Origin of the sequence: Nocardia sp. CA-107356, assembly GCF_050946365.1 — a bacterium.
Taxonomy (GTDB): Bacteria; Actinomycetota; Actinomycetes; order Mycobacteriales; family Mycobacteriaceae; genus Nocardia.
On record NZ_CP191992.1, the window covers coordinates 4,063,285 to 4,085,241 of the forward strand.

Below are 21,957 nucleotides of genomic sequence, written 5' to 3' on the forward strand. Positions count from 1 at the left end.
TGGTCATGCGTACCGAATTCGCGGATCAGCGCCACACGATCGCGCTGGATGCCATTGAGACCGCTCTGGCCGCGCTCGCGGCGGGCGGCATGGTCGTCGTGGTGGACGACGAGAATCGGGAGAACGAGGGTGATCTGGTGTTGGCCGCCGCTGAGGCGACGCCGGAATCCATCGCCTTCATGGTCCGGCACACCAGTGGCGTGCTGTGCGCGCCGCTCGCGGGTGCGGATCTGGACCGGCTCCGGCTGCCACCGATGACGCCGGTCAACGAGGACCCCAAGGGCACCGCGTACACGGTGTCGGTGGATGCGGCCTCCGGTGTGACGACCGGGATCTCGGCCGCCGACCGCGCCAACACCGTGCGCACGCTCGCCGATCCGGGCACCGGACCGGACGATCTGACCAGACCGGGCCACGTCTTCCCGCTGCGCGCGCATCCCAGCGGTGTGCTCGGCCGCGCCGGTCACACCGAGGCCGCCGTCGATCTGACCCGGCTGGCCGGACTCCGACCGGCGGGTGTCATCGCCGAAATCGTGAACGACGACGGATCGATGGCGCGCCTTCCTCAATTGCTCGACTTCGCCGAAACCCATGCGCTGCCGATCATTTCGATCGCCGATCTGATCGAGTACCGCCGCCGGGTCGAGCACACGCTGACCCGGGTCGTCGAGACTCGCCTGCCAACCCGATTCGGCGAGTTCCGGGTCGTCGGATATCGCGATGAGATTTCCGGAACTGAAACGCTCGCACTGGTTTTCGGTGCGCCCGGCCGTGAATCGGTACTGACGCGGTTGCATTCGGAATGCCTCACCGGCGATGCCATCGGCTCGCTGCGCTGCGATTGCGGCGACCAACTCGATGCCGCGTTGCGCGCGGTCGCCGAGGAGGGCAGCGGAGTGGTGGTCTACCTGCGCGGTCAGGAGGGGCGTGGCATCGGGTTATTGAACAAATTGCGCGCGTATGAATTACAGGATCGTGGCGCCGACACCGTCGAAGCGAATCTGGCGCTGGGGTTGCCGGTCGATGCCCGCAGGTATGCGGCGGGTGCGCAGGTGCTCGCCGATCTCGGTATCCGTTCGGTGCGGCTGCTGAGCAACAACCCGGCCAAACAGACGGGTTTGGAAGATTATGGGATCACGGTGGTGCGGCGGCTGTCGCTGCAGGCGACACCGACCGAACACAACATCCGCTACCTGCGCGCCAAGCGCGATCGGATGGATCATCAACTCTCCGGCGTCGACGCCGAACCGGCAAGGGTCACATCCTAGGATCGGATCTTTTCCGATCTTTCGCACAGCCGCCGAGCCGAATGCTGGCTATTTGCCATGGGATTGCCGACACGCGAGTGTTTCACTGCGGAGATTTTTCGTTCGGGTGATGTATCGGGGGTCGGCCTGCTTTCCTGGTGAGGTCAGGATGGAGAGTCCGCGAGTTGGATGAGTCGGAAGTCGGGGACAGCCGTGCACCGAATGCCGATCAAACAGCAGCACTTTCGTTCAGGATGGGTGTGGTTGTCCGCTGGCGTGATGCTCGGCGTGGTGGCGCTCGTACTCTGGGTCGCCGGACACCAGCAGCACCCGTCCTGCGCCGCCATGCAGTCGGTTCCCGGTATCGGGATCACCTCGCCAATGATGGTGGCTACCAGCAGTACCGGCTTCGCGAACCAGCATATGGTGCAGGCGTCGATACCGACGCGGCCGGGGGAGGCGCGGTACTACGCCTTCGGCCCCGGCGCCGCCTGCTCGTTCGTCGGACTGCCGACGAACGGCTTCTATGTGGGGATCTCGACCCAGGAGTACGGCCGCGCCGATCTGTGTGGCGGCTATCTCGACGTGCACGGCCCGCGCGGTGACGTTCGGGTGCTCATCGCCGACCGCTGTCCGGGATGTGCTCCGGGACAACTGGATCTGAGCACGGCCGCGTTCGAACAGATCGCGGACCGGTCCGACGGCGTCGCGCGGATCCGCTATACGGTCGTCCGCGATCCACTCCCGGCACCCGAACTGAGCTATGAGCTGAAGCCGGATTCGTCATCGGATTGGCTGGCCATGCTGGTGACCGGATCGGGCAATCCCATCCAGCGGGTGGCATTGCGGTCCGCATCGGATGGCCCGTGGCACGAGCTCAACCGCGGCATGGACAACTACTGGACGATCAGCGGTGCGGGACCCGGACCGTTCTCGGCGCAGGTGACCGATATCCAGGGGCATCAGGGGGAGATATCCGGGATCATCCTGGAACAGGGGCTGCGGTACACCGGTATGAGCCTCTACACCGAGTCGATCCCGGAACCGCCGCCCGCGCCGACGACTGTGGTCCCCACCTCTGCACCGCGAGCCCTATCGAGCATCGCCGCGAGGGGCTGTCACTAGCGGTCAAACAAGTTTGGCCGCGATGGCCCGACCGGCGGCGCGGCCGGAGAAGATGCAACCACCGAGGAAGGTGCCCTCGAGCGCGTTGTAGCCGTGCACACCGCCGCCGCCGAAACCGGCCACTTCGCCCGCGGCGTACAGACCGGGCAGCGGTGTGCCGTCGGGACGCATCACCTGGGATTCCAGATTGGTCTGCAATCCACCGAGGGTCTTGCGGGTCAAGATATTGAGCCGCACCGCGATCAGCGGACCGTGCGCCGGATCCAGGATGCGGTGCGGTTTGGCCACTCGGCCCGCCTTATCGCCGAAGTACTGGCGCGCATTGGTGATCGCCATCAACTGGGCGTCCTTGGAGTACTTATTGGCGACCTCACGGTCACGGGCGATGATCTGTCGCTCCAGATCGTCGTAGTCCAACTGCGGACCGCGCGCGATCTTGTTCATGCCATCGACCAACTCGCGCAGGGTATTCGCGACGACGAAGTCGACCCCGTGCTGTTTGAAGGCCTCGACGGGGCCGGGCGCGCCCTTGGCCACCCGGCTCTTGAGGGTCAGCTTGAGATCCTTGCCGGTGATATCCGGATTCTGCTCGGAGCCCGAGAGCGCGAACTCCTTCTCGATGATCGACTGGGTGAGTACGAACCAGGAGTAGTCGTAGCCGGTGGCCAGGATCTCCTTCATCGTCGAATTCGTATCGAAACCCGGGAAACACGGTGCGGGCAAACGCTTTCCGTTGGCGTCGAACCACAGCGAGGACGGGCCGGGAATGATCCGGATGGCATGATCCGGCCAGATCGGATTCCAATTGACAATGCCCTCGGTGTAGTGCCACATGCGATCCCGGTTCACGATCGCGCCGCCTGCGGCCTCGGAGATGCCGAGCATCCGTCCGTCCACGTGTGCGGGGACACCGGAGATCATGGTCTCCGGCGCGGGCCCGAGCCGTTCGGTGGGCCAGTTGCGGCGGATGAGTTCGTGGTTGTGGCCGATTCCGCCAGCGGTCACGATGACGGCATCGGCGCGGAATTCGAAGTCGTCGACCACATTTCGGGACGAGGCCCGGCCGCGCTCCAGATCGGTCTGCTCGAGCACACTGCCGCGCACGCCGACCACCGCGCCGTCTTCGACGATCAACTCGTCGACCCGGTGCCGGAAGCTGAAGCCGACCAGACCGCGCCGCTCGCCCGCGAGCACCGGTTCCTGGAAGATCCGCACCACTTCGGGGCCGGTGCCCCAGGTGAGATGGAAGCGCGGGACGGAATTGCCGTGTCCGTCGGCGAACGCGCCGCCACGTTCGGCCCAGCCGACCAGTGGTGTCACCCGTAAACCCAACTCGTGCAGGTAATCCCGCTTCTCGGTGGCCGCGAAGCGCACATATGCCTGCGCCCACTGGCGGGCCCAATGATCCTCGTCGTCGCGATCGAAACCCGCCGAGCCCAGCCAATCCTGCATGGCCAGTTCGTAGGAGTCCTTGATGCCGAGGCGGCGCTGCTCCGGACTGTCCACGAAGAACAGGCCACCGAGCGACCAGAAGGCCTGGCCGCCAAAGTTATTGCGATTCTCCTGATCCAGCACATGTACCTTGCGGCCCGCCTTGACCAGTTCGTGGGTTGCCACGAGCCCGGCCAGGCCCGCACCGACGACGATGACATCCGCCTCTTGCGCGAAGTCGGGACTGGGGTTGGACATGGTCATCCTTCGGTTTCGGTGCTGTAGGCCAGCACGATGTGGCAGAACAGATCGGTGCGCCGCATGCGCACCTTGCGGTTGCGTGGTTCCATCAGCACCTGTACGGCGGTGCCGTCGTGTACGGCGACCAGGGCCTGGCCGAGCGTGTCGGGATCGGGGACGGTCCGGCCGATCCGGGACAGTGCGGTGACGATGGTCGGCATCAGCGCCGCGACGATCGCCTCCTCGCGTTCGGCCATCACCTGCCGCAGCCCGGGCGTGCGCAGCGCGTGCGTGGTGAACTCCGCGGTGATGCGGTACCAGTCCTCATCGATCGGTACGGCGCGGTCGAGGCGTTCGACCGCAGTGCGGATATCGGCGACACCCTCGACCGAGAAGTCGTCCAGCGTCGCGCGGACACCGGCGATCATGGCGGCCGACCGCTGCTCCCACATTGCGAGGAACAACTCGTCGAGTGAGGTGAAGTTCGAGTAGAAGGCGCCACGGGTGAAGCCGGCCCGGTCGCATACGCGCTCGACCGAAGCGCGGCCGAAGCCCTCCTCGGCGAAGACCTGGTAAGCGGCGATGAGCAGGCGTTTACGGGTCTCGGTGCGGCGGCGGGTCACCCGGCGCACCGGGGCATCCGCATCGGTTGTCGATGCCACCGCGCACCTCCTCCGGCGTCCGGGCCGTTCGATACAGAAATGTATTCAATACAGAAATGTATCAGAAGGTCGACTCACCTTCGGCGGAACGGGTGGACCAGCGCGGGCGGCGTGGATAATCCGAAGAGACCGTTGCCCCTGTCGGTGAGGAGTGATCGGTATGAATGCGAGTGCGGCGACCACGGGCATGACCGGTTGGCGCGTGCGACGGCCGGGACCGATCGATGGCGGACCGCTGGACTTGATCCGGGAACCGGTGCCGGAACCGGCGGCCGGTGAACTCTTGGTCCGGGTGCTGGCGTGCGGTGTCTGCCGAACCGACCTGCATGTGGCCGAGGGGGATCTGCCGGTGCATCGACCCGCCGTGGTGCCGGGGCACGAGGTCGTGGGGGAGGTAGTGGCGCAGGGGCCGACGGTGGCGGAGTTCGCCATCGGTGATCGCGTCGGCATCGCCTGGCTGCGCCACACCTGCGGTATCTGTCAGTACTGCCTGCGCGGTGCGGAGAATCTCTGCCCGAATTCGGAGTACACCGGCTGGGACGCGGATGGCGGATACGCCGAATATGCCACTGTCCCAGCGGCTTATGCGCATCGGCTACCCGCTGGTTACGCCGATGTGGAGACCGCGCCGCTGCTGTGCGCTGGCATCATCGGCTACCGCGCGCTGCAGCGCGCCGATCTGCCCGAGGGGGGACGACTCGGGATCTACGGCTTCGGCGGTAGCGCGCATATCGCCGCGCAGGTCGCGTTGGCGCGCGGCGCCGAGGTGCACGTGATGACCAGGGATCCGGCGGCGCGCGAGTTGGCCAGCGACCTCGGTGCCGCCTCGGTGCAGGGCGCGGCGGATCGGCCTCCGGTACAACTGGATTCGGCGATCTTGTTCGCGCCGATCGGCGAGCTGGTGCCGCCCGCACTCGAAGCGCTCGATCGCGGCGGTGTGCTCGCCATCGCGGGCATCCATCTCAGTGATATCCCCGCCCTGAACTATCAGCGCCATCTGTTCCAGGAACGCGAGATTCGCTCGGTGACTGCCAACACCCGCACTGACGCACGCGAATTCCTTGCGCTGGCGGGCGACCACCGTATACATGTCACCACAACTGGGTACTCCCTCGGTACGGCAGATCGAGCCCTCGCGGATCTTGCACACGGACGTTTCACTGGCGCAGCGGTTCTCATCCCCTGAGCGCTGAAATTTCCCTGGGCGGACGGGATTACCAGGACACGATTCAGCGTTGAGTAGATCTCGCTTCAGCTGAGTTGCTTGACGCAACTCTCCATCGTCTTTACCTTGGCGGATATAGCCGAGTGACGCTTGTCACTGACAAGTGTCACTCGGCTTCTCACAACGGCGTGAGAGGTGATCACGATGGAAATCCGGAAGGTAAAAGTATTCGAGAAGCGGCGGTTCGCGCGGGTGATGGCTGTGCTATTGCTCGTTGCCGCGGCCGGGGCGGTGACGAGTACGGGCGCGCAGGCACGGGCGGACTGTGCCGCAGTCGATGTGGTCGTGGCCAGAGGCACCGGGGAACCCGGCTGGCTCGGCTCCGTTGTCGGCGACCCGCTGTATGACACACTGCTGCAAGCGCTTCCGGTGAGTAGCAGCGCTTACCGGGTGGACTATCCGGCGGATCTGCTCGACCCCACCTCGCTCAGCCGCGGCACCCAGGATATGACCGACCATGTCATCCGGCAGTCGCAAATGTGCCCGGATCAGCAGTTCATCCTGGTCGGCTACTCGCAGGGCGCGGCCGTCGTGCACGGCGTCGTCGGCACCGGCATCGTGACCGCATTGCCCGGGATCTACGTGCTCCCCGGCGATCTCGAATGGAAGGTGTCCGCGGTTCTGCTGTTCGGCGATCCACTCCGTCTGATCGGCTGGGGCGTCCCCGGCAACTACGCATGGAAGACCGCCGACTACTGCACCGGCGGTGATCCGGTGTGCGGCGGCGGCTTCGACCCGGCCCAGCACGGGAACTACGGCTGGGCGTTCTGGCCGGCCGCGGACTTCGCGGCAAGCCGGGTGTAGGCCGGGAAAATCCGCGCGGCGGGGTCGTATATCGGCCCCGCCGCCGGTGTGTTCGCGCGGGATTCATGCCGATGGCACCGAGGCGTGGGAAAGTCGGAAGCATGACAGCGCACGGTCGCATCGGCATGATCATCGCGGGACTCGTGAGCATCGCCCTGGTGGCGGGGTGCGGTACCGCATCGGAGGGCAGCGGCCCGGCCACCTCATCCGCGCCCGGGGTGATCCCGCTCATCTCGACCAACGACCTGCGCGGCGCGCAGTCGAACGAGGTACATCTGTTCGGGCTCAACGATTTACACGGCAATCTCCAGCCGCCCGCCGGTTCGACCGGCAAGATCGCCGGATACGACGCGGGCGGCGCCGCGTACCTGGCCACCCATCTGGCGCGGCTGAAGCAGGCCTATCCGGCCAGTGCCGTGGTCGCGGCGGGCGACAATATCGGCGCGAGCCCGCTGGTTTCCGGACTCTTCCACGACGAGCCGACCATCACCTTTCTGAATTCCATCGCAGTGGCCGCCTCCGCGGTCGGCAATCACGAATTCGATAACGGCGTCATCGAATTGGCGCGGCTGCGGCAGGGGGGTTGCGCGCCCGCCGGATGCTCGCCCGGTGCGCCGTTCGCCGGTGCGAAGTTTCCGTATCTGGCCGCCAATGTCACCGACGCCGGCGGCAAGCTGCCGCCGACGCTGCGTCCGTGGACGATGCTCGAGGTCGGCGGTCACAAGATCGGTGTCATCGGCACGGTGACCCCGGAAACCGCGAGTATCGTTTTCCCCGAAGGCATTCGGGGCTACACCTTCGGTGATGAAGTGGCGGCGATCAACCGGTATGTCCCCGAGGTGAAGGCCGCGGGCGCGGAGACCGTGGTTGCGCTGCTGCACGACGGTGGAGTGCAGAAACCGGCCCCGAACGTCGCGGTCGACTACAACGGTTGCGCGAACATCTCCGCCGAGGTCACCGCCCTGGCCACCGGCGTCGATCCGGCGGTGCGGGCATTGCTCACCGGGCATTCGCATCAGCCGTATATCTGCACCATCGACGGCAAGGTCGTCACCCAGGCCGCCTCCTACGGTCGGCTCATCACCGATATCACCCTGCGCTTCGGGGCCGACGGCGTACAGGCCTCGGCGGTCAACCGGGTGGTGACCCGCGATGTCACCCCGGATGCGGCCACCACCGCACTGATCGACTTCTACGCCGAACAGGCCAAGCCGCGCGCGGATCGGCCGGTCGGCATCGCCGCGGCGTCGCTACCGCACGAACCGGCGGGATCCGGCGAATCACCGCTGGGTGATGTCATCGCCGACTCGATGCTCTCGGTCACCGCGGCCGCGCCCGCATCGGCGGTGGCGGCGTTCATGAATCCGGGCGGTGTGCGCACCGACCTGAAGTCCGGTCAGATCACCTATGGCGATATCTACACCGTCCAGCCGTTCGGCAATCAGGTCGTCACCCTCACGCTGACCGGCAGTCAGATCCTGCGCCTGCTCGAACAGCAATGGAATATCGCGGACAAGTCGACCGTGCTCTCACCCGCCGGGCTCACCTACACCTATGTCGGGTCGGGCCCGACGGGCGGCAAGGTCGTCGCCGACAGCGTGCGCATCGGCGGCCAGCCGCTCAACCGGGTCGCCACCTACCGCATCGCCACCAACAGTTTCCTGGCCGCCGGCGGCGACGGCTTCACCGTCTTCACCGAGGGCGCCGACAAGACCGTCGGCCCCATTGATCTCGAGGCCTTCGAGTCCTATCTGCAGGGCCGCCCGCCGCTCGAAACACCGCCCGCTCGCGCCGAGAAACGCTGAGCCCGTGGCGGCGGTTTCCAATCGCCGCACCCCGAATCTCGGTGCGGCCGATGTCGATCCAGCGCGCATTGCCGCTACCGGCTCTACGCGCGCGGTCAACCGGGCCGATCGCCTTGCCATCGCATCGCTCGTACTCGGTCTGCTGGGCGTCTGCTGTGCCCCTCGCCGCCGCTCGTCCTCGGCATCGGCGGGCGACGGAGGAACAAAAGGGCCCGGATCTGCGTCCGGCGACTGCGATCGCCGGTATCACCATCGCCATGACCTTCGGCAACGCGTGGTCGATCGTGTGGGCAAATGTGGTGTCCTGATTGGGGATTCGCGCCCGAGCATTATCTGAAAACTGTTGTAACACACAATATTCGCTGGTCTCGGTGGTGACCATTCACACATCACACTTGGCCGCTACTCGCTTGCTCGAGGCTAGCTGCGCCGATTAAAGTTACCGATCAGTAAGGGCAATGACGTTCCTACTCCGGCCCGACCATTGTTGTCCGGTGGCCGAAATCAATGATGTCCGCATTCACTGCTGCATGCCGGGCGCGCATGTGTGACAACTCAATTCGAGTGCGACAGCAGGAGGACTGCGATGGCGACTTTCATCGTGACGGGCGGAACCGGATTTTTGGGCCGGCGGGTCGTGCAGGGACTGCTGGATGCCGATTCCGAAGCCATTGTGCATGTGCTGGTTCGTACCGCGTCGGTGGCGAAATTCAGCGAACTCACCGCGGGCTGGGCGGGTGGCGAACGCGCGTTTCCGATGCTCGGTGATCTGACCGCCGATGGCCTCGGGTTGATCGAGGACGCGCCGAAGGCCGACCACGTCATCCACCTCGGTGCGGTCTACGACATGACCGCCGATGAGGAAACCGCGCATGCGGCCAATGTCGCCGGCACCCGCTCGGTGCTCGAACTGGCCCGCGAAGTGGGCGCGGTGCTGCACCACGTGTCGTCGGTGGCTGTGGCCGGTGACCACAAGGGCAAATTCTTCGAGGAGGACTTCGACCTCGGCCAGCGGCTGACCTCCCCGTACCACCGCACCAAATTCGCCGCGGAGAAGTTGGTGCGCGAATCCGAGGGCGTGCGCTGGCGGGTGTACCGGCCGGCGATCGTGGTCGGCGATTCCCGCACCGGCGAGATGGACAAGGTCGACGGTCCGTACTACTTCTTCCCGGCCATTTCGCGCCTCGGTGCGCTTCCGGCGGAACTGCCGATGCTGCTGCCCGAACTGGGCGCGACCAATATCGTTCCAGTCGACTATGTGGCGGGCGCGATGGTCGAGTTGGTGCGCCGCACCGGACTCGACGGGCGCACATTCCACCTGGTCAACCCGGAGCCGCAGCCGTTCGGCGAGATCTACGGCGCACTTGCCGCCGCGGCGGGCGCCCCGACCGGCATCGGCACCGTGCCGGGCAGCGGGCTCGCGCTGAGCGGGCTCTCACATATCCCCGGCGTCGCGACGGTTCGCGATTTCCTGTTGGAGCAGTTGGGAATTCCCGCCGCGGTCGCGCCGCACGCCTCGTTCTCGGCGGAGTTCGTCGCCGACTCCACGCGGGCGCAGTTGCGCGGCACGGGTTTGGCGGTGCCGGCCTTCGACAGCTACGCCGAGCGGCTGTGGCAGTACTGGGCCGAGAACCTCGATCCGAACCGGGGTCGGCCCGGCGACAGCGGTGATCCGCTGGCGGGCCGGGTTGTTCTGATCACCGGTGCGTCTTCCGGCATCGGCCTGGCCACCGCGCACGCCGTGGCTCAGCGCGGCGCGACCGTCGTCATGGTGGCGCGCGGTGTCGAGGATTTGGTGGCCGCCGCGGAGTCGGTGCGCGCCGAAGGCGGTGTCGCCCATGCCTATCCGTGCGATATCACCGATTCCGACGGTGTCGAGGATTTGGTGGCCGCAGTGCTCGCCGATCACGGTCATGTCGATTACCTGGTGAACAATGCCGGCCGCTCGATCCGCCGTTCGGTGGTGAATTCCACCGACCGCATGCACGATTTCGAGCGGACCATGGCGGTGAATTACTTCGGCGCGGTGCGGCTCATTCTCGCGCTGCTGCCGTCGATGCGGGCGCGGCGTTTCGGACATATCGTCAATATCTCCTCGATCGCCGTGCAGACGAAGGTGCCGCGCTTCGCGGCATATGTGGCGAGCAAATCGGCGCTGGACAACTTCAGCGAAATCGCCGCCGTCGAAAATCGGGATGCGGGAATCACTTTCACCTCGGTCCGGATGCCGCTGGTGCGCACCCCGATGATCGCGCCCACCGACCTCTACCGCTCGCTGCCCGTTCCGGATCCCGACCGCGCCGCCGCCATTGTGGTGCGCGCCATCGAGGATCGCCCGCACCGCATCGACACCCCGGTCGGCACCTTCGCCCAGGCGGTCGAACTGCTGATGCCCTCGGTCAAGCGGACGATCATGCACCAGGGATTCCGCTGGTTCGGCGAATCGCATGCGGCACAGGGGAAGCAGGAAGTGGTTCCCGGTGCCGCCGACGATTCGGACCAGGACACCGGCCGCAGCGCATTGTCATATCTCGCACCGGTCGTCCTGCCTCTGATGGCACTGCCGAGCCCCGCTGCCCGGGTCACCCGGGTTATCCCCGGCCTGCAGTGGTGATTGCGCCATGATGGCCTGATGGCCAAGGACTACAGCACCGGCACCGTCAAGTTCTTCAAAGCGGAGAAGGGCTGGGGCGCAATCTCCGCACCCGAACTGCCCGAGGGATCCGACGTCTGGGTCCACTACAGCGCCATCGATGGAGATGGGTTCCGAATGCTGACCGAGGGCGACCGGGTCGATTTCAGATACGAACAGGCCGAGCAGGACAGTTTCCGGTACCGGGCGACGTGGGTCCGGAAGCTCTGAGGCGGCATTGACCGGCGGCGTCCGCGGGTCGAGTCTCAGAACTCGTGGCGGAGTCTCGGAATGTTCGGCGGTGGCGTGGCGGATCCGAGGGTGCCGACCGCTGCAGGCTGCGGTCGGCTTCGTCCCGCCAGGCGATGAGGTCGTAGCCTGATGGCCGGGCTCAGCCGAACAGTCCGGCGCGGGCGGCTGTCACAGCGACAGTTGCGGCCGCGTCGGCGGTGTGGTCGTCCACTGCCTCGCCGGTGATCAGCACCCGGAAATAGATCGGCGCCACAAGCGTTTTGATCAGTTCGGCGGGATCTGTGCCCGAGGGGAGTTCGCCGCGTTCGACCGCGCGCGTGACGACCGGCAGCGCTTTGCGGATGCGGTCGCGGAAGGCATGGCGGGCGGAGACGGGTGGTGGCGGCTGTCCTGCGGCGGTGGACAGCATGACGGCGAGGACTGCCCGGCCGGACGGGCTGCTGATCCAGGTGACCAGACTGCGCGCCAGCGCATTCAGATCGCCCTCGATCGAACCGGTATCGGGAATGGGGATTTCCGCGGCGACGCTGTCGGCCAGCGCATCGGCGATCAGGGCGTCCCGGTCGGGCCACCGCCGATAGATGGTGGTCTTGTGTACCCCGACGCGCTGGGCCACGTTGTCGATGGTGAACGCGGCATATCCATGTTCGCTCAGCTCCTGGACGGCCGCGGCGAGCACAGCGGCCCGGACTTTCGGGCCTCTCCCGAGGGGCGCGGCAGAACCCATTGCAACTCCTTGTTGCGATATTGATGACAGGTCGGCACACTGACTCTATCGCAACTTGGTGTTGCGATACCGAGATGGGAGTTCCGATGCTGTCGAAATCCGTCCGGGCCGCAGCGCTATTGTTCCCCGGCCTGCTGGCCGGGGCATTCGGATACGGCGCGGTGAACGTGCTGTACGCGTTTCGCGAAGTGCCCCTTGATGTTCGATTCACCTTCCATACCGCACTGATGCGGGTCAACGGCCCAGTAATGCAGTCGCTGATGGGTTTGGCCGTGCTGAGCACGCTGGTCCTGGCGGTGCGGTCGAAGGCCTGGCCGCGGTGGGTCGCGGCGGGCGCCGCGGCGCTGACAATTCTGTCGTTCCTGGTGACCCGCTTCGGGAACGTGCCGATCAATCAGCAGATCAAGCGTTGGGCTGTGGGGACGCCGCCCAGCGACTATGCCGACATCCTGCGGCGCTGGGAACTGTTCCATTTCACCCGGACCGGTTGCGCGCTGGTCGCATTCATCCTGGTGATTGCCGTGGTCGTCGGATCCGCCCCGACCGACGACTCTCCGCAACCCCATTCTGCGTGAGTTCCCTATCCAGAATCCCAGGGGAGCAAAGCTTTCATCAGAAGCCGCTTGGTCGGTTCCGCCTCGCCGGACAGCTTCGGCGACGCGGCACACCGCTGCCCGGTATTCCGCATCGACCCGGCAAGGGCAACACCCGCTCCGGCGTGAGACGAACCAGAAACGGCCAGGCCGGTCAGCTGGCGGCCCGCCGCGACGTTCGAGACCGGACACGTGGGACGTTCGGCCCTGGTGTGGACGAGGGGTGTTTCGTATTCTGGCGGTGCCGACCCACCGTATTCCCGTGGCGCAGTGGCGGTCCGGTGCCGCATCGGCGACGAATCCTGGGACAGGGGGACCGTCGAACTCGTGGCAGGGGTAACGGTCGTGAGAGTTCGTAGGATCAGTGTGGGGCAGTTCGATCAGTTGACCGATGAGTTCTTCTCGGCCCTCGAGTTTCTGACGAAGCTGTCGGCCGATGGCGGCGCGATGGCCGCCCTATGCGGCGCCTGTGTCCGGGTGCTGCCGGTGCAGGGTGCCGCGATCCTGATCCAGGAGCGCGATGTCGGGCTACAACCGTGGTGTGCCAGCGATCCGATCGCGGCGCGAGTGGAGGCGGTGCAGGCCACCGCGGGGCAGGGACCTGCCATGGACGCGGTCGCCGCGGGGGTGCCGGTGCTGGTGGCGGATCTGGGCGCGACCGCCGAACGGTGGCCCGGCTTCGCCGATGAGTTGAATCGGGTGCGGGCGGCCGGGTCGATGGTCGCGGTGCCGTTGCGGCTGGGCGTGGTTCGCTTCGGTGTGCTCGATCTGTATCGGGCGCGCCCTGGGCGGCCGGAAGCGGCGGTGATCTCGGCGGGTCTGCATATCGCCGATCTCGTCATCGCCCAGTTGATCGCCGGATCAGCGAAATCCGCGCATACCACCGCGCAGTGGTGGGATCGGCCGCTGACCAGCCGCATCATCCACCAGGCCGCCGGAATCGTGATCGCGCAGTTGGGTATCGGCGCGCCGGATGCCTACGCGCGGTTGCGCGCGTATGCGTTCGCGCACGGATTGTCGCTTGCCGAGGTCGCGCAACTGGTGGTGGACAACCGGATTCGCTTCGACACCTGAATCAGTCCGCCGCGTCTGCGCGCAGATCGACGCGCCCCTCGACGACGTCACCGGCGATATCGGCGAGACGTCGGCCGGTGGCGCGGGCATGAGCGCGCATGAGCTCGAATGCGAGATCCATATCCCGGCCGCCGCGTTCGGCGAGCACACCCTTCGCCTGCTCGATGGTGACGCGCGAATTCAACGCGGTGGGCAGCTGCGCGTTGATGGTCGCACTGTGGGCGAGCAGGACATGATGCGCGATACCGATCGCCGCGGTATCGGCGAGGATCTGTCCGATGCGCGGACCCAGGTGGTCGAGCGCGGCGGCAGGTGCGGCGAAAATCGTGAGCGCGCCGATGCTGTCGCGGTGCAGCCGCAGCGGCACCGCGTAGGCGCAGCGGTAGCCGGCTGCCAGCGCGGCGCGCGCGAATTCCGGCCAAAGGTCTTCGGCGGCCCGCAGATCCGGCACCCTCGCCGGACTCGTGCTCCGATAGGCCCGCAGGCCGGGGCCCTCGCAGTGCAGCAGTTCCAGTAGCGCGGGCGCTTCGGTGGTCGAGGCGAGCACCTGCAGATCGCCGCGCTGGTCGGCCAGCAGTAATCCGGCGTCGGCCGCGCCGGTGATCTCGACGCAGGCCTCCAACAACTGCTGGCACAGCTCGACCACATCGAAATCGCTTGTGAGCGAGTCGACCACGCGCACCAACAGCCGTAATAGCTGTGTCGACTGCGGTAGCGGCTCAGTGGATCGGTCACGGTGCCGATCGTCGAATACGCGCCCCATTGCCGTCTCCCGAGTCGGTCGCGGTGCATGCTGCTCGCCGCATCGTCGACACATTCACGCGGAGAGAATTCAGCGAAAATAAGCCCTGACCGCGCGCTTCGCGGTGCCCGGTCAGGTCGAGCCTGTCGTCCATGGTGGCATCCGAACAGTGGTTATGTCGACCACTGTTCACCGATCCCGTCATCGGAATCCGCAGGGTAGCTGGACATTTCACCGATATGCCGCCGCGCCGAATTCCTGGTGTGCGAGTTCGCTCAGCCATACCATGGAAAGGTCAGCAAGTGCGGCGTGGGACTTGTCGGGGACGATCGACTTTCGCGCGCGCGGGGTGATTCGGGTGGCTGACAACGAGGTGCTGGTTGCGACGCGGCTCGCCGAACTGCTCCCCGCGATCGGTGACACGGCGGAGATGGTGCGACAGCTGATGCGCAGCGCCACCGCCGCACTGGACCTGGCGGGCTGCACCGTCATGCTGATGCCGGACGAGACGCCGACCCCCGATGAACAAACCCTTTTCGCGGCCGCCGCTCCGGAAGATTTCGTGGCCATCGAACTCTGCCAGCACAGCAGCGAACGCGGCCCGAGTGTGGATGCGTTCCGGACCGGCGAACCGATCGCGGTCGAGGATATCGGTCGGCGTCGGGAGCGCTGGCCCGAGTTTTCCATCGAGGCCGTCCGGCACGGAGTGTCGTCGCTGGCCGAGATTCCGATGCGGGTCGGCGGTATCACGGTCGGTGCGCTCGGCCTGTACGGCCCGACGCCGCGGGTCTGGACCGATCGCGACCTCTCGGTGGGCGCCCTGCTGGCCAGCATGGCGACCGGGCACATCCTGAACGCGAATGTGCTACGCCGCCAACAGCGTTTGACCGCGCAGTTACAGCACGCACTGGATTCGCGGATCGTCATCGAGCAGGCCAAGGGTGTGATCGCCAATGCCAGGCGGACCACCCCGGAGGTCGCCTTCGAGCTGATCCGGACCCACGCCCGCAAGAATCGGGTCGCGGTGCAAGCGGTGGCGAAGGGCATCGTCGAACTCGGACTGCGCATTTGATTCGAACGATGGCGAAAGTGCATTGGCATATGCACACGGCGCGGTACGCTGGCTGACGGCGGATTACCGGCCCGAGCCCCCGGCCGGATCCCCTTCTCCGACAGTTCCGTCCATGCCCTCGACGGTCTGCTTCGATGCATCACTCACCCGTCGAATCACTGCGCTTATCGCATCATCTGTTTGTCAGGGGGCAATCGTGATCTTGCTCGTTTCGCAACGGTCCGAACGAATTCCAACCACTCTGCGATCCACCGCTCGCCCGGTTCGTGATCCGGCCGATAGCGTATCCGGCGACGTCGATCCCGAATTGGTACACCGCATCGGCGGCGGCGATCGGGAGGCCTTCGCGCAGCTGTACCGTCGCACCCACACTCTGGTCTACCGGCGCGTGCTCTCGATCGTCCGTGACCGGGGGTACGCCGAGGAGACCTGTCACGATGTCTACCTCGAAGTGTGGCGTTGCGCGGTCGCCTTCGACGAGCGCCGCGGCTCGGTGCTGACCTGGTTGCGCATGCTGGCCCACCGCCAGGCCGTGGACCGGGTCCGGCACGAGCGCGCGGCCCTCGACCACAACCACTCCTGGGGGAGCCGGGACTATCAGCCGCCCACCGATGTGGTGGCCGAGGAGGCGCTGCGCCGCGACGAGAGTGTTGCGCTGCGCCGAAGTCTCACCAACCTGACCGCATTGCAGCACGAATCCATTTCCCTCGCTTACTATTTCGGCCTCAGTTACCCGCAGGTGGCAGCGCGACTCGGCGTCGGCCTGCCCACGGTCAAATCCCGGATCCGGGCTGGAATCGAGCACCTGAAGACCGACCTCGTGGAATCGCAGGGGCGGGTCACGCTCGCGCCTAACGGGCCGGCGGTGCTTTCACGTCGATCTTCGCTCCGCTGACCATGTCGTGGCGTAGACGGATGGCCGACAACGGCGAACGCGATCTCCAGGTCATCTCCGATTTCCTGGCCGCCATCGAGCAGTCCCGCGGGGCCGAGATCGACCGTCCGCGCGAATCCGGCTAGGCGGTATCGATGGTGGCAGCGACGGTATCGGCGATATTCGCTCGAAAAGCCTTGGGGGAAAAGCTCATCGCATGGGTGCGGATGGCGGCCGGGTCGTAGGCGGTCGGATCGAAGCGGCGCATCGCCTCGGCCAGTCCGTCGACGACCTGTTCATCGCTGCCGTGCGCGACGTACTCGCCGGTGATGCCCGCACGCACGGTATCGAGCGCGCCACCCTGGTCGACCGCGAGAATCGGTGTGCCGCAGGCCATTGCCTCGACCGGGACGATGCCGAAGTCCTCGATGCCCGGCATCAGCAGTGCGCGGCAGCGGCGGTACATATCGAGCAGGACGTCGAACGGGGTCGCACCGAGAAAGGTGGTCTCGGTACCCGCGATCGAGTCGAGTTGGGCGCGGAAGCGGCCGTCGCCGAGGACGACCAGGCGCACGCCCGCGCGTTGGGCGGCGCGAATGGCGAGGTCCGGGCGCTTATAGGGGACCAAGCGGCCCGCGACGAGGAAGAAGTCCTCGCGCGTCACGGCCGGGTCCGGGGTGAAGTCGTCGACCTGGACGGGCGGATTGATGACCGTCGACGGGAGTCCCCACCAGTCGCGGATGCGATCGGCGACCGCATGGGAGTTGGCGACTATATGGGTGAGCCGTGGTGCGGCGCGCAATTCGGCACGACGGGCCAGGCGGCCGAGGGCGGTGAGTGCGAACTGTCCCGCGCGTCCGCCCGCCTCCTGGGCGCGGAACTCGGGGTCCCAGGCCCAGCGCGCCGGACTGTGCACGTACACGATTGTCGGTGCGTCCGTGGCGAATACGGCCTGGGTGGCGAAGGCGTGATGGCTGATCAGAACCGCGTCGAACCGCCCGCGCAGGGGCAGTCGGCGCAGCGCACCCGGTACGAAGGGGAGCAGCGGGGCATGCGATCGACGACCGGTCGCGGCGTGCGCGCGGCTCAGCCAGGTGTCGTGCACCGTGGTCAACGGCGGCCGAATGCTCGCCGGATCAACAATGGGTGCGAATACGGTTGCGCCAGGCCAGGTTTCGAGAAATTCACCGATCACCGCCTCGGAGCCGCCGAATTCGGTGAACCGCTCGTGCACGATCGCGATCAGTGGTGACTTGGTCCTGTTGTGCAACAGGCTCATTCGGGCACCGAGTCGATGCGGCGCGGCGCGGCCGTGCGCCGGATGGCCGGTGCCACCGGGCGGCCCTCCAGCAGCCCGTCCACGGTGCCCTGTTCAATTGCCTTGCGGTACACACTCGCCGCCTCGTGACAGGCGGTGATGGTCTGCGCGATATCGGATTCGGTGTGTGCGGCCGAGGTGACGAAGGACTGGCCGAGGACACCGCGGTCCAGGAGTTCCTGCAGGAACAGGGTGCGGAACTCCTGGGAGGGCCGGCCGTCCCGATCGCGGGTCACAAAGATCAGGCAGGACGGGCGGCCGAGCACCTCGAGGTAGTCGGCGATGCCGAGATCGGCGGCGACCGCGTTCACGTCCTCGGCGAGCAGGCGACCGGCGTGCTCCATCCGCGCGATCGGGTTGCCGGTGGTGTACTCGTGAGCTACGGCGCGGAATGCGGCGAGTGAGGCGGATTCCGGACCGTGCGTGGTGGAGAGCAGGAAGACTCGATCACGGTCGGTGCGCAGCCCGCCGAGTTCCATGAACTCCCGCTTGCCCGCCAGCGCCGAGATCGGAAAGCCATTGCCCATGGCCTTGCCCCAGCACGACAGGTCGGGGGTGACCCCGTAGATGGCCTGCGCCCCGCCGACCGACCAGCGGAATCCGGTGATCATCTCGTCGAAGATGAGCAGTGTGTGGTGCCGATCGCAGAGCTCGCGCACACCCTCCAGAAAGCCGGGTTCGGGTTCGTGCAGTGCGGTGGCCGCCTCCATGACGACGGCGGCGACCGCGCCGGTGGTGAGCACCGCGGCCAGTGAGGGCAGATCGTTGTAGCGGAACTTCATGGTGCCCGCGGTGGCCTCGGTGGGGATGCCACTGGCCATCGGGGTGGTGCCGATGAACCAGTCGTCCACCGAGAAGAACGGTTGGTCGCAGACCGCGATGACGGTGCGTCCGGTGGCGGCCCTGGCCAGCCGCACCGCGGCGGTGGTCGTATCGGAGCCGTTCTTGGCGAATTTGACCATATCGGCGCCCGGCACCAGCGCCAGGAAATCCTGTGCGGCAAGCAACTCCAGCTCGGTCGGCCGACTGAAGCTGACACCGTCGGCAATGGCCCTGGTCACCGCCTCCAATACCGGGCGGTACCCGTGGCCCAGGGTGACCGAACGCAGCCCCATGCCGTACTCGATATAGCAATTGCCGTCCGCGTCCCAGACCCGGCAGCCCTCCCCGCGCACCAGGATCGGGGCCATGAACTCTGGATATTGGTCCGGGCCGCGGGCATAGGTGTGCGCGCCACCGGGTACCAGATCGTGTAGCCGTTCTTGCAGTTCGTTGCTCCGGGCGAAACGGTTGCGGCGGGCCGCCGGGCCGTCGCGATCAACGTGGTCCATGATGAGCTCCTGGGCAGTGATGACGCACGCGCACGCAGCGCCCCCGGCACGAATCTGGTTGCGCACGAAGGGTTCTCCGGTTCACTGTACGTCGGGTGGGTCGTCGTGTCCGCGCAACTTCGTCACGCCCGGTCTATGGGGGCGGTAACCGCCCACAGGTCGTGATCGGCCCTGCGTCCGGTAGCACCGACGAAACAGCGCATCCGCCCCTCGCGGACCATGCCGACGCGTGCCGCGATATCGGCGGAACCGATATCGCCGGGTTCGATGGCGGTCGCCACCCGGCACAGGCCGAGGGTGGTGAACGCGTGGTCGAGCAGCAGCCGGGTGGCGGCGATCCGGACGCGCTCACCGCCGACGGCCGGATCGGTCCATACGAACATCCGCGCATTGCGATCGAACATGTCCAGATCGAATAATCGGCATTCACCCGCGTAGTCGCCGTCCACCTCGATGGCCAGCGTCAACCCGCCCGCCGAGCGCAAACCCGAACGGGCGCGCAGGAATTCGCGCAACCAGTGCGACCGGCCGTGCTGGCGCCGCCATGCCGCGGCCGGTGCGCTCGGATCCGGATCCAGCGCGTCGCGGGTGCGGACTCGGGCTGCCCGCCACCGCGCCCAATCCAGCAGCCGCCGACTGCGCAACACCACCGTGGGATCGTCCGGATCGGCGAGCCGGGCGGTGGGCGGCGAGCGCAGCGGATCGAATAGGTGCAGGGCGCGGCCCGCGTAATACCTGGCCGCGGCGAGGAGCATCGTGGTCCGGCTCGGCGCAGTGTCGGCGCAGGTATCGGCCCCGGCGGGCCGGCTGGTGTCCGGGTACTGGGGGGAGTGGTTGTCGATCCAGTGCCGCGCGAAACCGTGCGGCGGAATCGCCGCCGTGGTGATCGCCCACAGTTCGTGGTCGCGCCGGGCCCCGCTGACGTCGAAATACCTCGTCATCATTGCTTCGCGCTGGAAGCCGATCAGCGCGGCGCCTCGGGCGGTGGCGAGGTTGGCCGGTGAGATCGGGGCGGTAATGCGGTACAGGCCGGCCGGCCCGAAGCCGAAGTCCAGCACAAGGGACGAGGCCAGGCCACCGACGCCGTGGCGCGCCACCTCCGCGTCCACCCAGATCCCCATTTCGGCGGAACCGGTTTCGGCCTCGATGGAGGCGAGTTCGATCTGGCCCGCGAATCGGCCGTCGACCTCGATCACCAAGGACAGTCTGCGACCCGCCCGCGCTTCGGCGCGCCCGCAGAGGCATTCCCGGACCCAGAGCTTCCCGGTGTGCCGCGCATCCCAGTCCAGCGGCGAACTGGACCAGAAGGGTTCGATAGAGCGCTGATCGCGTAGCCGGATCCGTCGCCACTGCGCGTAATCGTCGAACCGCGGCGTGCGCAAGACGACCGCCATGCCGTGCAGTGTCATCGGGCCTAGCCGGATACCGGACAACGAACTGCTCGACATGTTCACTCCCGAGGTCGTTGGCGGCCGAGCGAGGTCGTTTTGACCGCGCCGTCGGTGCCTACCGACAGGCGCCAGTAGCCGCCCGCCGCGTCCTTCAGCACGACGCCGCTCTCTGCACGATCGGAAAGCCATGCGCCGCTGGACAGTACCGCCGATCGCACGGTGCCGTCGGCGGCCTGGGCCTGGAAGATATCCGCATCGCCGTGCCCGGCACGGCCGACCATCGTGCCGCTGTACTGCGGTGCGTGCATGCCGTCGCGGCCCATCACCTGCCACTTCTCCGGGAACATGCCGGGCGCGAGATCGTCTGCGGCACTGGAGATCAGATTGATCGCGGTGCCCTCAGGGCAGCCCTTCGCATCGATGCGCAGTTCGATCGGCGGCCGCTCGGAATCCTTGTCGAATTGCACATTGGCCAGATAGGGCTGACGGCAGTAGATGAGGTCGAGGCCGACCGTGCGGGCGGCGACCTTGCAGTTGATCATCCCGAACTGGGCGGGCCCGCCGCGATCGCGCTGACCCACCGACAGTGCGGTATCGGCGCCTTCGAACCAGACGTTGGTCAGCCACCAGTCGTTGGCCGCGCCGTCGATGGTGATGTGCCGATCGGTGGTGCGCGGATCCTCGTCGGAAACGAATTCGACATTGGTCAGAGACAGTCCGGCATTGTGGTCGTTGCCCGTGCCGAGTACCCCGATGTAGTTGCTGGTGAGCTTGGACGAGGTGACGTAGTTCTGGATGCAGGAGGTGACGATGCCGTAGCCGAAGTTGTTGATATCGCAGTTGACGAAGGCCGTTCCGCCGGTGTTGCTGTCGAGGACCACACCGCGCTGCTGCAGGAAGCGCGGATGGTTTTCGCTGAGATGGTTGCCGCGGATCACCACCCCGTCGAAGGAGCAGCGGAACGATTCCGACAGTTGGACGGCCGTCGAACGGGGTCCGGTCAGGAAGAAGCCGATGCGGGAGAACCGCACTCGGTTGCGTTTGCGCAGGGTGATGAGCGTGACGTCGGCATCGCAGGTGACCAGCGAGACATCGCCCCCGTCGCCGAGCACCGTCGCGTAATCGGGCAGGTCGGGCCAGGAATTCACCTTGTACCGGCCGGCGGGGAGATACAACACGAGCGGTGCGTCCCCGACGGCGGCCGCAGACTGGATCGCCGCGGTGTCATCGGCGACGCCGTCCCCGACGGCACCGAAGTCACGGACATTGCGCGCCGCGGGCGCGTCGGTGACATGCGGTGACCGGAATTGGATGTCGGGGGAGTCGGAGGAGGTACAGGCCGCCAGCGGTAGCGCGGCCGCGGCACCGAGGGATGCGGCCAGCAGTCGTCGTCGCCGCACAGCCTCGGTACG

At 66.7% G+C, this 21,957-nt stretch carries 19 protein-coding genes; 11 read left to right on the forward strand and 8 right to left on the reverse strand.

The window, feature by feature from the left end:
- Nucleotides 1–5 precede the first annotated feature (5 nt).
- Together ACQP1G_RS18180 and ACQP1G_RS18185 are read left to right on the forward strand one after the other, a co-directional pair.
- Nucleotides 6–1,268, forward strand: a complete 1,263-nt coding sequence (locus tag ACQP1G_RS18180) for a bifunctional 3,4-dihydroxy-2-butanone-4-phosphate synthase/GTP cyclohydrolase II (RefSeq protein ID WP_433205537.1) — start codon at nt 6–8, stop codon at nt 1,266–1,268.
- Nucleotides 1,269–1,436: 168 nt separating this feature from the next.
- Complete coding sequence (locus ACQP1G_RS18185) at nt 1,437–2,372, forward strand: expansin EXLX1 family cellulose-binding protein (RefSeq protein ID WP_433205540.1); 936 nt, start codon at nt 1,437–1,439, stop codon at nt 2,370–2,372.
- 3 nt (nt 2,373–2,375) lie between these two features.
- Here ACQP1G_RS18185 and ACQP1G_RS18190 read toward each other — a convergent pair whose 3' ends face one another.
- Nucleotides 2,376–4,061, reverse strand: coding sequence for an FAD-binding dehydrogenase (locus ACQP1G_RS18190; RefSeq protein ID WP_433205543.1), 1,686 nt, complete (start codon nt 4,059–4,061; stop codon nt 2,376–2,378).
- A 2-nt stretch (nt 4,062–4,063) separates the two neighbouring features.
- Nucleotides 4,064–4,705: a TetR/AcrR family transcriptional regulator gene (locus tag ACQP1G_RS18195; RefSeq protein WP_433205546.1), complete on the reverse strand. Its 642-nt coding sequence runs from the start codon at nt 4,703–4,705 to the stop codon at nt 4,064–4,066.
- Between the two features lie 187 nt (nt 4,706–4,892).
- Here ACQP1G_RS18195 and ACQP1G_RS18200 point away from each other — a divergent pair, with 187 nt between their 5' ends.
- The 5 genes from ACQP1G_RS18200 (at nt 4,893) to ACQP1G_RS18220 (ending at nt 11,402) form a co-directional block, all read left to right on the forward strand.
- Nucleotides 4,893–5,891, forward strand: coding sequence for a zinc-binding alcohol dehydrogenase family protein (locus tag ACQP1G_RS18200; protein WP_433208607.1), 999 nt, complete (start codon nt 4,893–4,895; stop codon nt 5,889–5,891).
- A 183-nt stretch (nt 5,892–6,074) separates the two neighbouring features.
- Nucleotides 6,075–6,734 (forward strand): cutinase family protein, encoded by a 660-nt coding sequence (locus tag ACQP1G_RS18205; RefSeq protein WP_433205549.1) that lies wholly within the window; start codon nt 6,075–6,077, stop codon nt 6,732–6,734.
- Between the two features lie 101 nt (nt 6,735–6,835).
- Nucleotides 6,836–8,539, forward strand: coding sequence for a bifunctional metallophosphatase/5'-nucleotidase (locus ACQP1G_RS18210; RefSeq protein ID WP_433205552.1), 1,704 nt, complete (start codon nt 6,836–6,838; stop codon nt 8,537–8,539).
- A gap of 586 nt (nt 8,540–9,125) precedes the next feature.
- Nucleotides 9,126–11,153 (forward strand): SDR family oxidoreductase, encoded by a 2,028-nt coding sequence (locus ACQP1G_RS18215; protein ID WP_433205555.1) that lies wholly within the window; start codon nt 9,126–9,128, stop codon nt 11,151–11,153.
- 18 nt (nt 11,154–11,171) lie between these two features.
- Nucleotides 11,172–11,402 carry a cold-shock protein gene (locus tag ACQP1G_RS18220; RefSeq protein WP_433205558.1) on the forward strand — a complete coding sequence of 77 codons (231 nt, stop codon included), beginning with the start codon at nt 11,172–11,174 and terminating at the stop codon, nt 11,400–11,402.
- A 160-nt stretch (nt 11,403–11,562) separates the two neighbouring features.
- Here ACQP1G_RS18220 and ACQP1G_RS18225 read toward each other — a convergent pair whose 3' ends face one another.
- Nucleotides 11,563–12,150 carry a TetR/AcrR family transcriptional regulator C-terminal ligand-binding domain-containing protein gene (locus ACQP1G_RS18225; protein ID WP_433205561.1) on the reverse strand — a complete coding sequence of 196 codons (588 nt, stop codon included), beginning with the start codon at nt 12,148–12,150 and terminating at the stop codon, nt 11,563–11,565.
- 86 nt (nt 12,151–12,236) lie between these two features.
- Between ACQP1G_RS18225 and ACQP1G_RS18230 the strand changes: the two genes are divergently transcribed.
- Both ACQP1G_RS18230 and ACQP1G_RS18235 read left to right on the forward strand, forming a co-directional pair.
- Nucleotides 12,237–12,725, forward strand: a complete 489-nt coding sequence (locus tag ACQP1G_RS18230) for an anthrone oxygenase family protein (protein WP_433205564.1) — start codon at nt 12,237–12,239, stop codon at nt 12,723–12,725.
- Nucleotides 12,726–13,109: 384 nt separating this feature from the next.
- A complete protein-coding gene (locus ACQP1G_RS18235) occupies nt 13,110–13,817 on the forward strand; it encodes a GAF and ANTAR domain-containing protein (RefSeq protein WP_433205567.1) in 708 nt (235 codons plus the stop codon).
- A gap of 1 nt (nt 13,818) precedes the next feature.
- On the opposite strand, the gene ACQP1G_RS18240 is transcribed toward ACQP1G_RS18235, so the two are convergent.
- Complete coding sequence (locus ACQP1G_RS18240; RefSeq protein ID WP_433205570.1) at nt 13,819–14,580, reverse strand: GAF and ANTAR domain-containing protein; 762 nt, start codon at nt 14,578–14,580, stop codon at nt 13,819–13,821.
- Nucleotides 14,581–14,917: 337 nt separating this feature from the next.
- Between ACQP1G_RS18240 and ACQP1G_RS18245 the strand changes: the two genes are divergently transcribed.
- Both ACQP1G_RS18245 and ACQP1G_RS18250 read left to right on the forward strand, forming a co-directional pair.
- The gene (locus ACQP1G_RS18245) at nt 14,918–15,631 is read left to right on the forward strand and encodes a GAF and ANTAR domain-containing protein (protein WP_433205573.1); all 714 of its coding nucleotides are present in this window, start codon (nt 14,918–14,920) and stop codon (nt 15,629–15,631) included.
- Between the two features lie 196 nt (nt 15,632–15,827).
- Nucleotides 15,828–16,526: a sigma-70 family RNA polymerase sigma factor gene (locus ACQP1G_RS18250; RefSeq protein WP_433205576.1), complete on the forward strand. Its 699-nt coding sequence runs from the start codon at nt 15,828–15,830 to the stop codon at nt 16,524–16,526.
- 121 nt (nt 16,527–16,647) lie between these two features.
- Here ACQP1G_RS18250 and ACQP1G_RS18255 read toward each other — a convergent pair whose 3' ends face one another.
- The 4 genes from ACQP1G_RS18255 to ACQP1G_RS18270 all read right to left on the reverse strand — a co-directional run bounded on the left by ACQP1G_RS18255 (nt 16,648) and on the right by ACQP1G_RS18270 (nt 21,930).
- Nucleotides 16,648–17,784 (reverse strand): glycosyltransferase, encoded by a 1,137-nt coding sequence (locus ACQP1G_RS18255; protein WP_433205579.1) that lies wholly within the window; start codon nt 17,782–17,784, stop codon nt 16,648–16,650.
- The gene (locus tag ACQP1G_RS18260) at nt 17,781–19,154 is read right to left on the reverse strand and encodes a glutamate-1-semialdehyde 2,1-aminomutase (RefSeq protein ID WP_433205582.1); all 1,374 of its coding nucleotides are present in this window, start codon (nt 19,152–19,154) and stop codon (nt 17,781–17,783) included. The genes ACQP1G_RS18255 and ACQP1G_RS18260 overlap by 4 nt, the downstream gene beginning before the upstream one ends.
- Before the next feature lie 122 nt (nt 19,155–19,276).
- Complete coding sequence (locus ACQP1G_RS18265) at nt 19,277–20,602, reverse strand: GNAT family N-acetyltransferase (protein WP_433205585.1); 1,326 nt, start codon at nt 20,600–20,602, stop codon at nt 19,277–19,279.
- Between the two features lie 2 nt (nt 20,603–20,604).
- Nucleotides 20,605–21,930, reverse strand: a complete 1,326-nt coding sequence (locus ACQP1G_RS18270) for a glycosyl hydrolase family 28-related protein (protein WP_433208610.1) — start codon at nt 21,928–21,930, stop codon at nt 20,605–20,607.
- Nucleotides 21,931–21,957 lie beyond the last annotated feature (27 nt).

Coding starts and splice junctions, on each gene's coding strand:
- ACQP1G_RS18180 (WP_433205537.1), top strand. CDS start 6: ATGCGTACCGAATTCGCGGATCAGCGCCACACGATCGCGCTGGATGCC.
- ACQP1G_RS18185 (WP_433205540.1), top strand. CDS start 1,437: ATGAGTCGGAAGTCGGGGACAGCCGTGCACCGAATGCCGATCAAACAG.
- ACQP1G_RS18190 (WP_433205543.1), bottom strand. CDS start 4,061: ATGTCCAACCCCAGTCCCGACTTCGCGCAAGAGGCGGATGTCATCGTC.
- ACQP1G_RS18200 (WP_433208607.1), top strand. CDS start 4,893: ATGACCGGTTGGCGCGTGCGACGGCCGGGACCGATCGATGGCGGACCG.
- ACQP1G_RS18205 (WP_433205549.1), top strand. CDS start 6,075: ATGGAAATCCGGAAGGTAAAAGTATTCGAGAAGCGGCGGTTCGCGCGG.
- ACQP1G_RS18210 (WP_433205552.1), top strand. CDS start 6,836: ATGACAGCGCACGGTCGCATCGGCATGATCATCGCGGGACTCGTGAGC.
- ACQP1G_RS18215 (WP_433205555.1), top strand. CDS start 9,126: ATGGCGACTTTCATCGTGACGGGCGGAACCGGATTTTTGGGCCGGCGG.
- ACQP1G_RS18220 (WP_433205558.1), top strand. CDS start 11,172: ATGGCCAAGGACTACAGCACCGGCACCGTCAAGTTCTTCAAAGCGGAG.
- ACQP1G_RS18225 (WP_433205561.1), bottom strand. CDS start 12,150: ATGGGTTCTGCCGCGCCCCTCGGGAGAGGCCCGAAAGTCCGGGCCGCT.
- ACQP1G_RS18230 (WP_433205564.1), top strand. CDS start 12,237: ATGCTGTCGAAATCCGTCCGGGCCGCAGCGCTATTGTTCCCCGGCCTG.
- ACQP1G_RS18240 (WP_433205570.1), bottom strand. CDS start 14,580: ATGGGGCGCGTATTCGACGATCGGCACCGTGACCGATCCACTGAGCCG.
- ACQP1G_RS18255 (WP_433205579.1), bottom strand. CDS start 17,784: ATGAGCCTGTTGCACAACAGGACCAAGTCACCACTGATCGCGATCGTG.
- ACQP1G_RS18260 (WP_433205582.1), bottom strand. CDS start 19,154: ATGGACCACGTTGATCGCGACGGCCCGGCGGCCCGCCGCAACCGTTTC.
- ACQP1G_RS18265 (WP_433205585.1), bottom strand. CDS start 20,602: ATGTCGAGCAGTTCGTTGTCCGGTATCCGGCTAGGCCCGATGACACTG.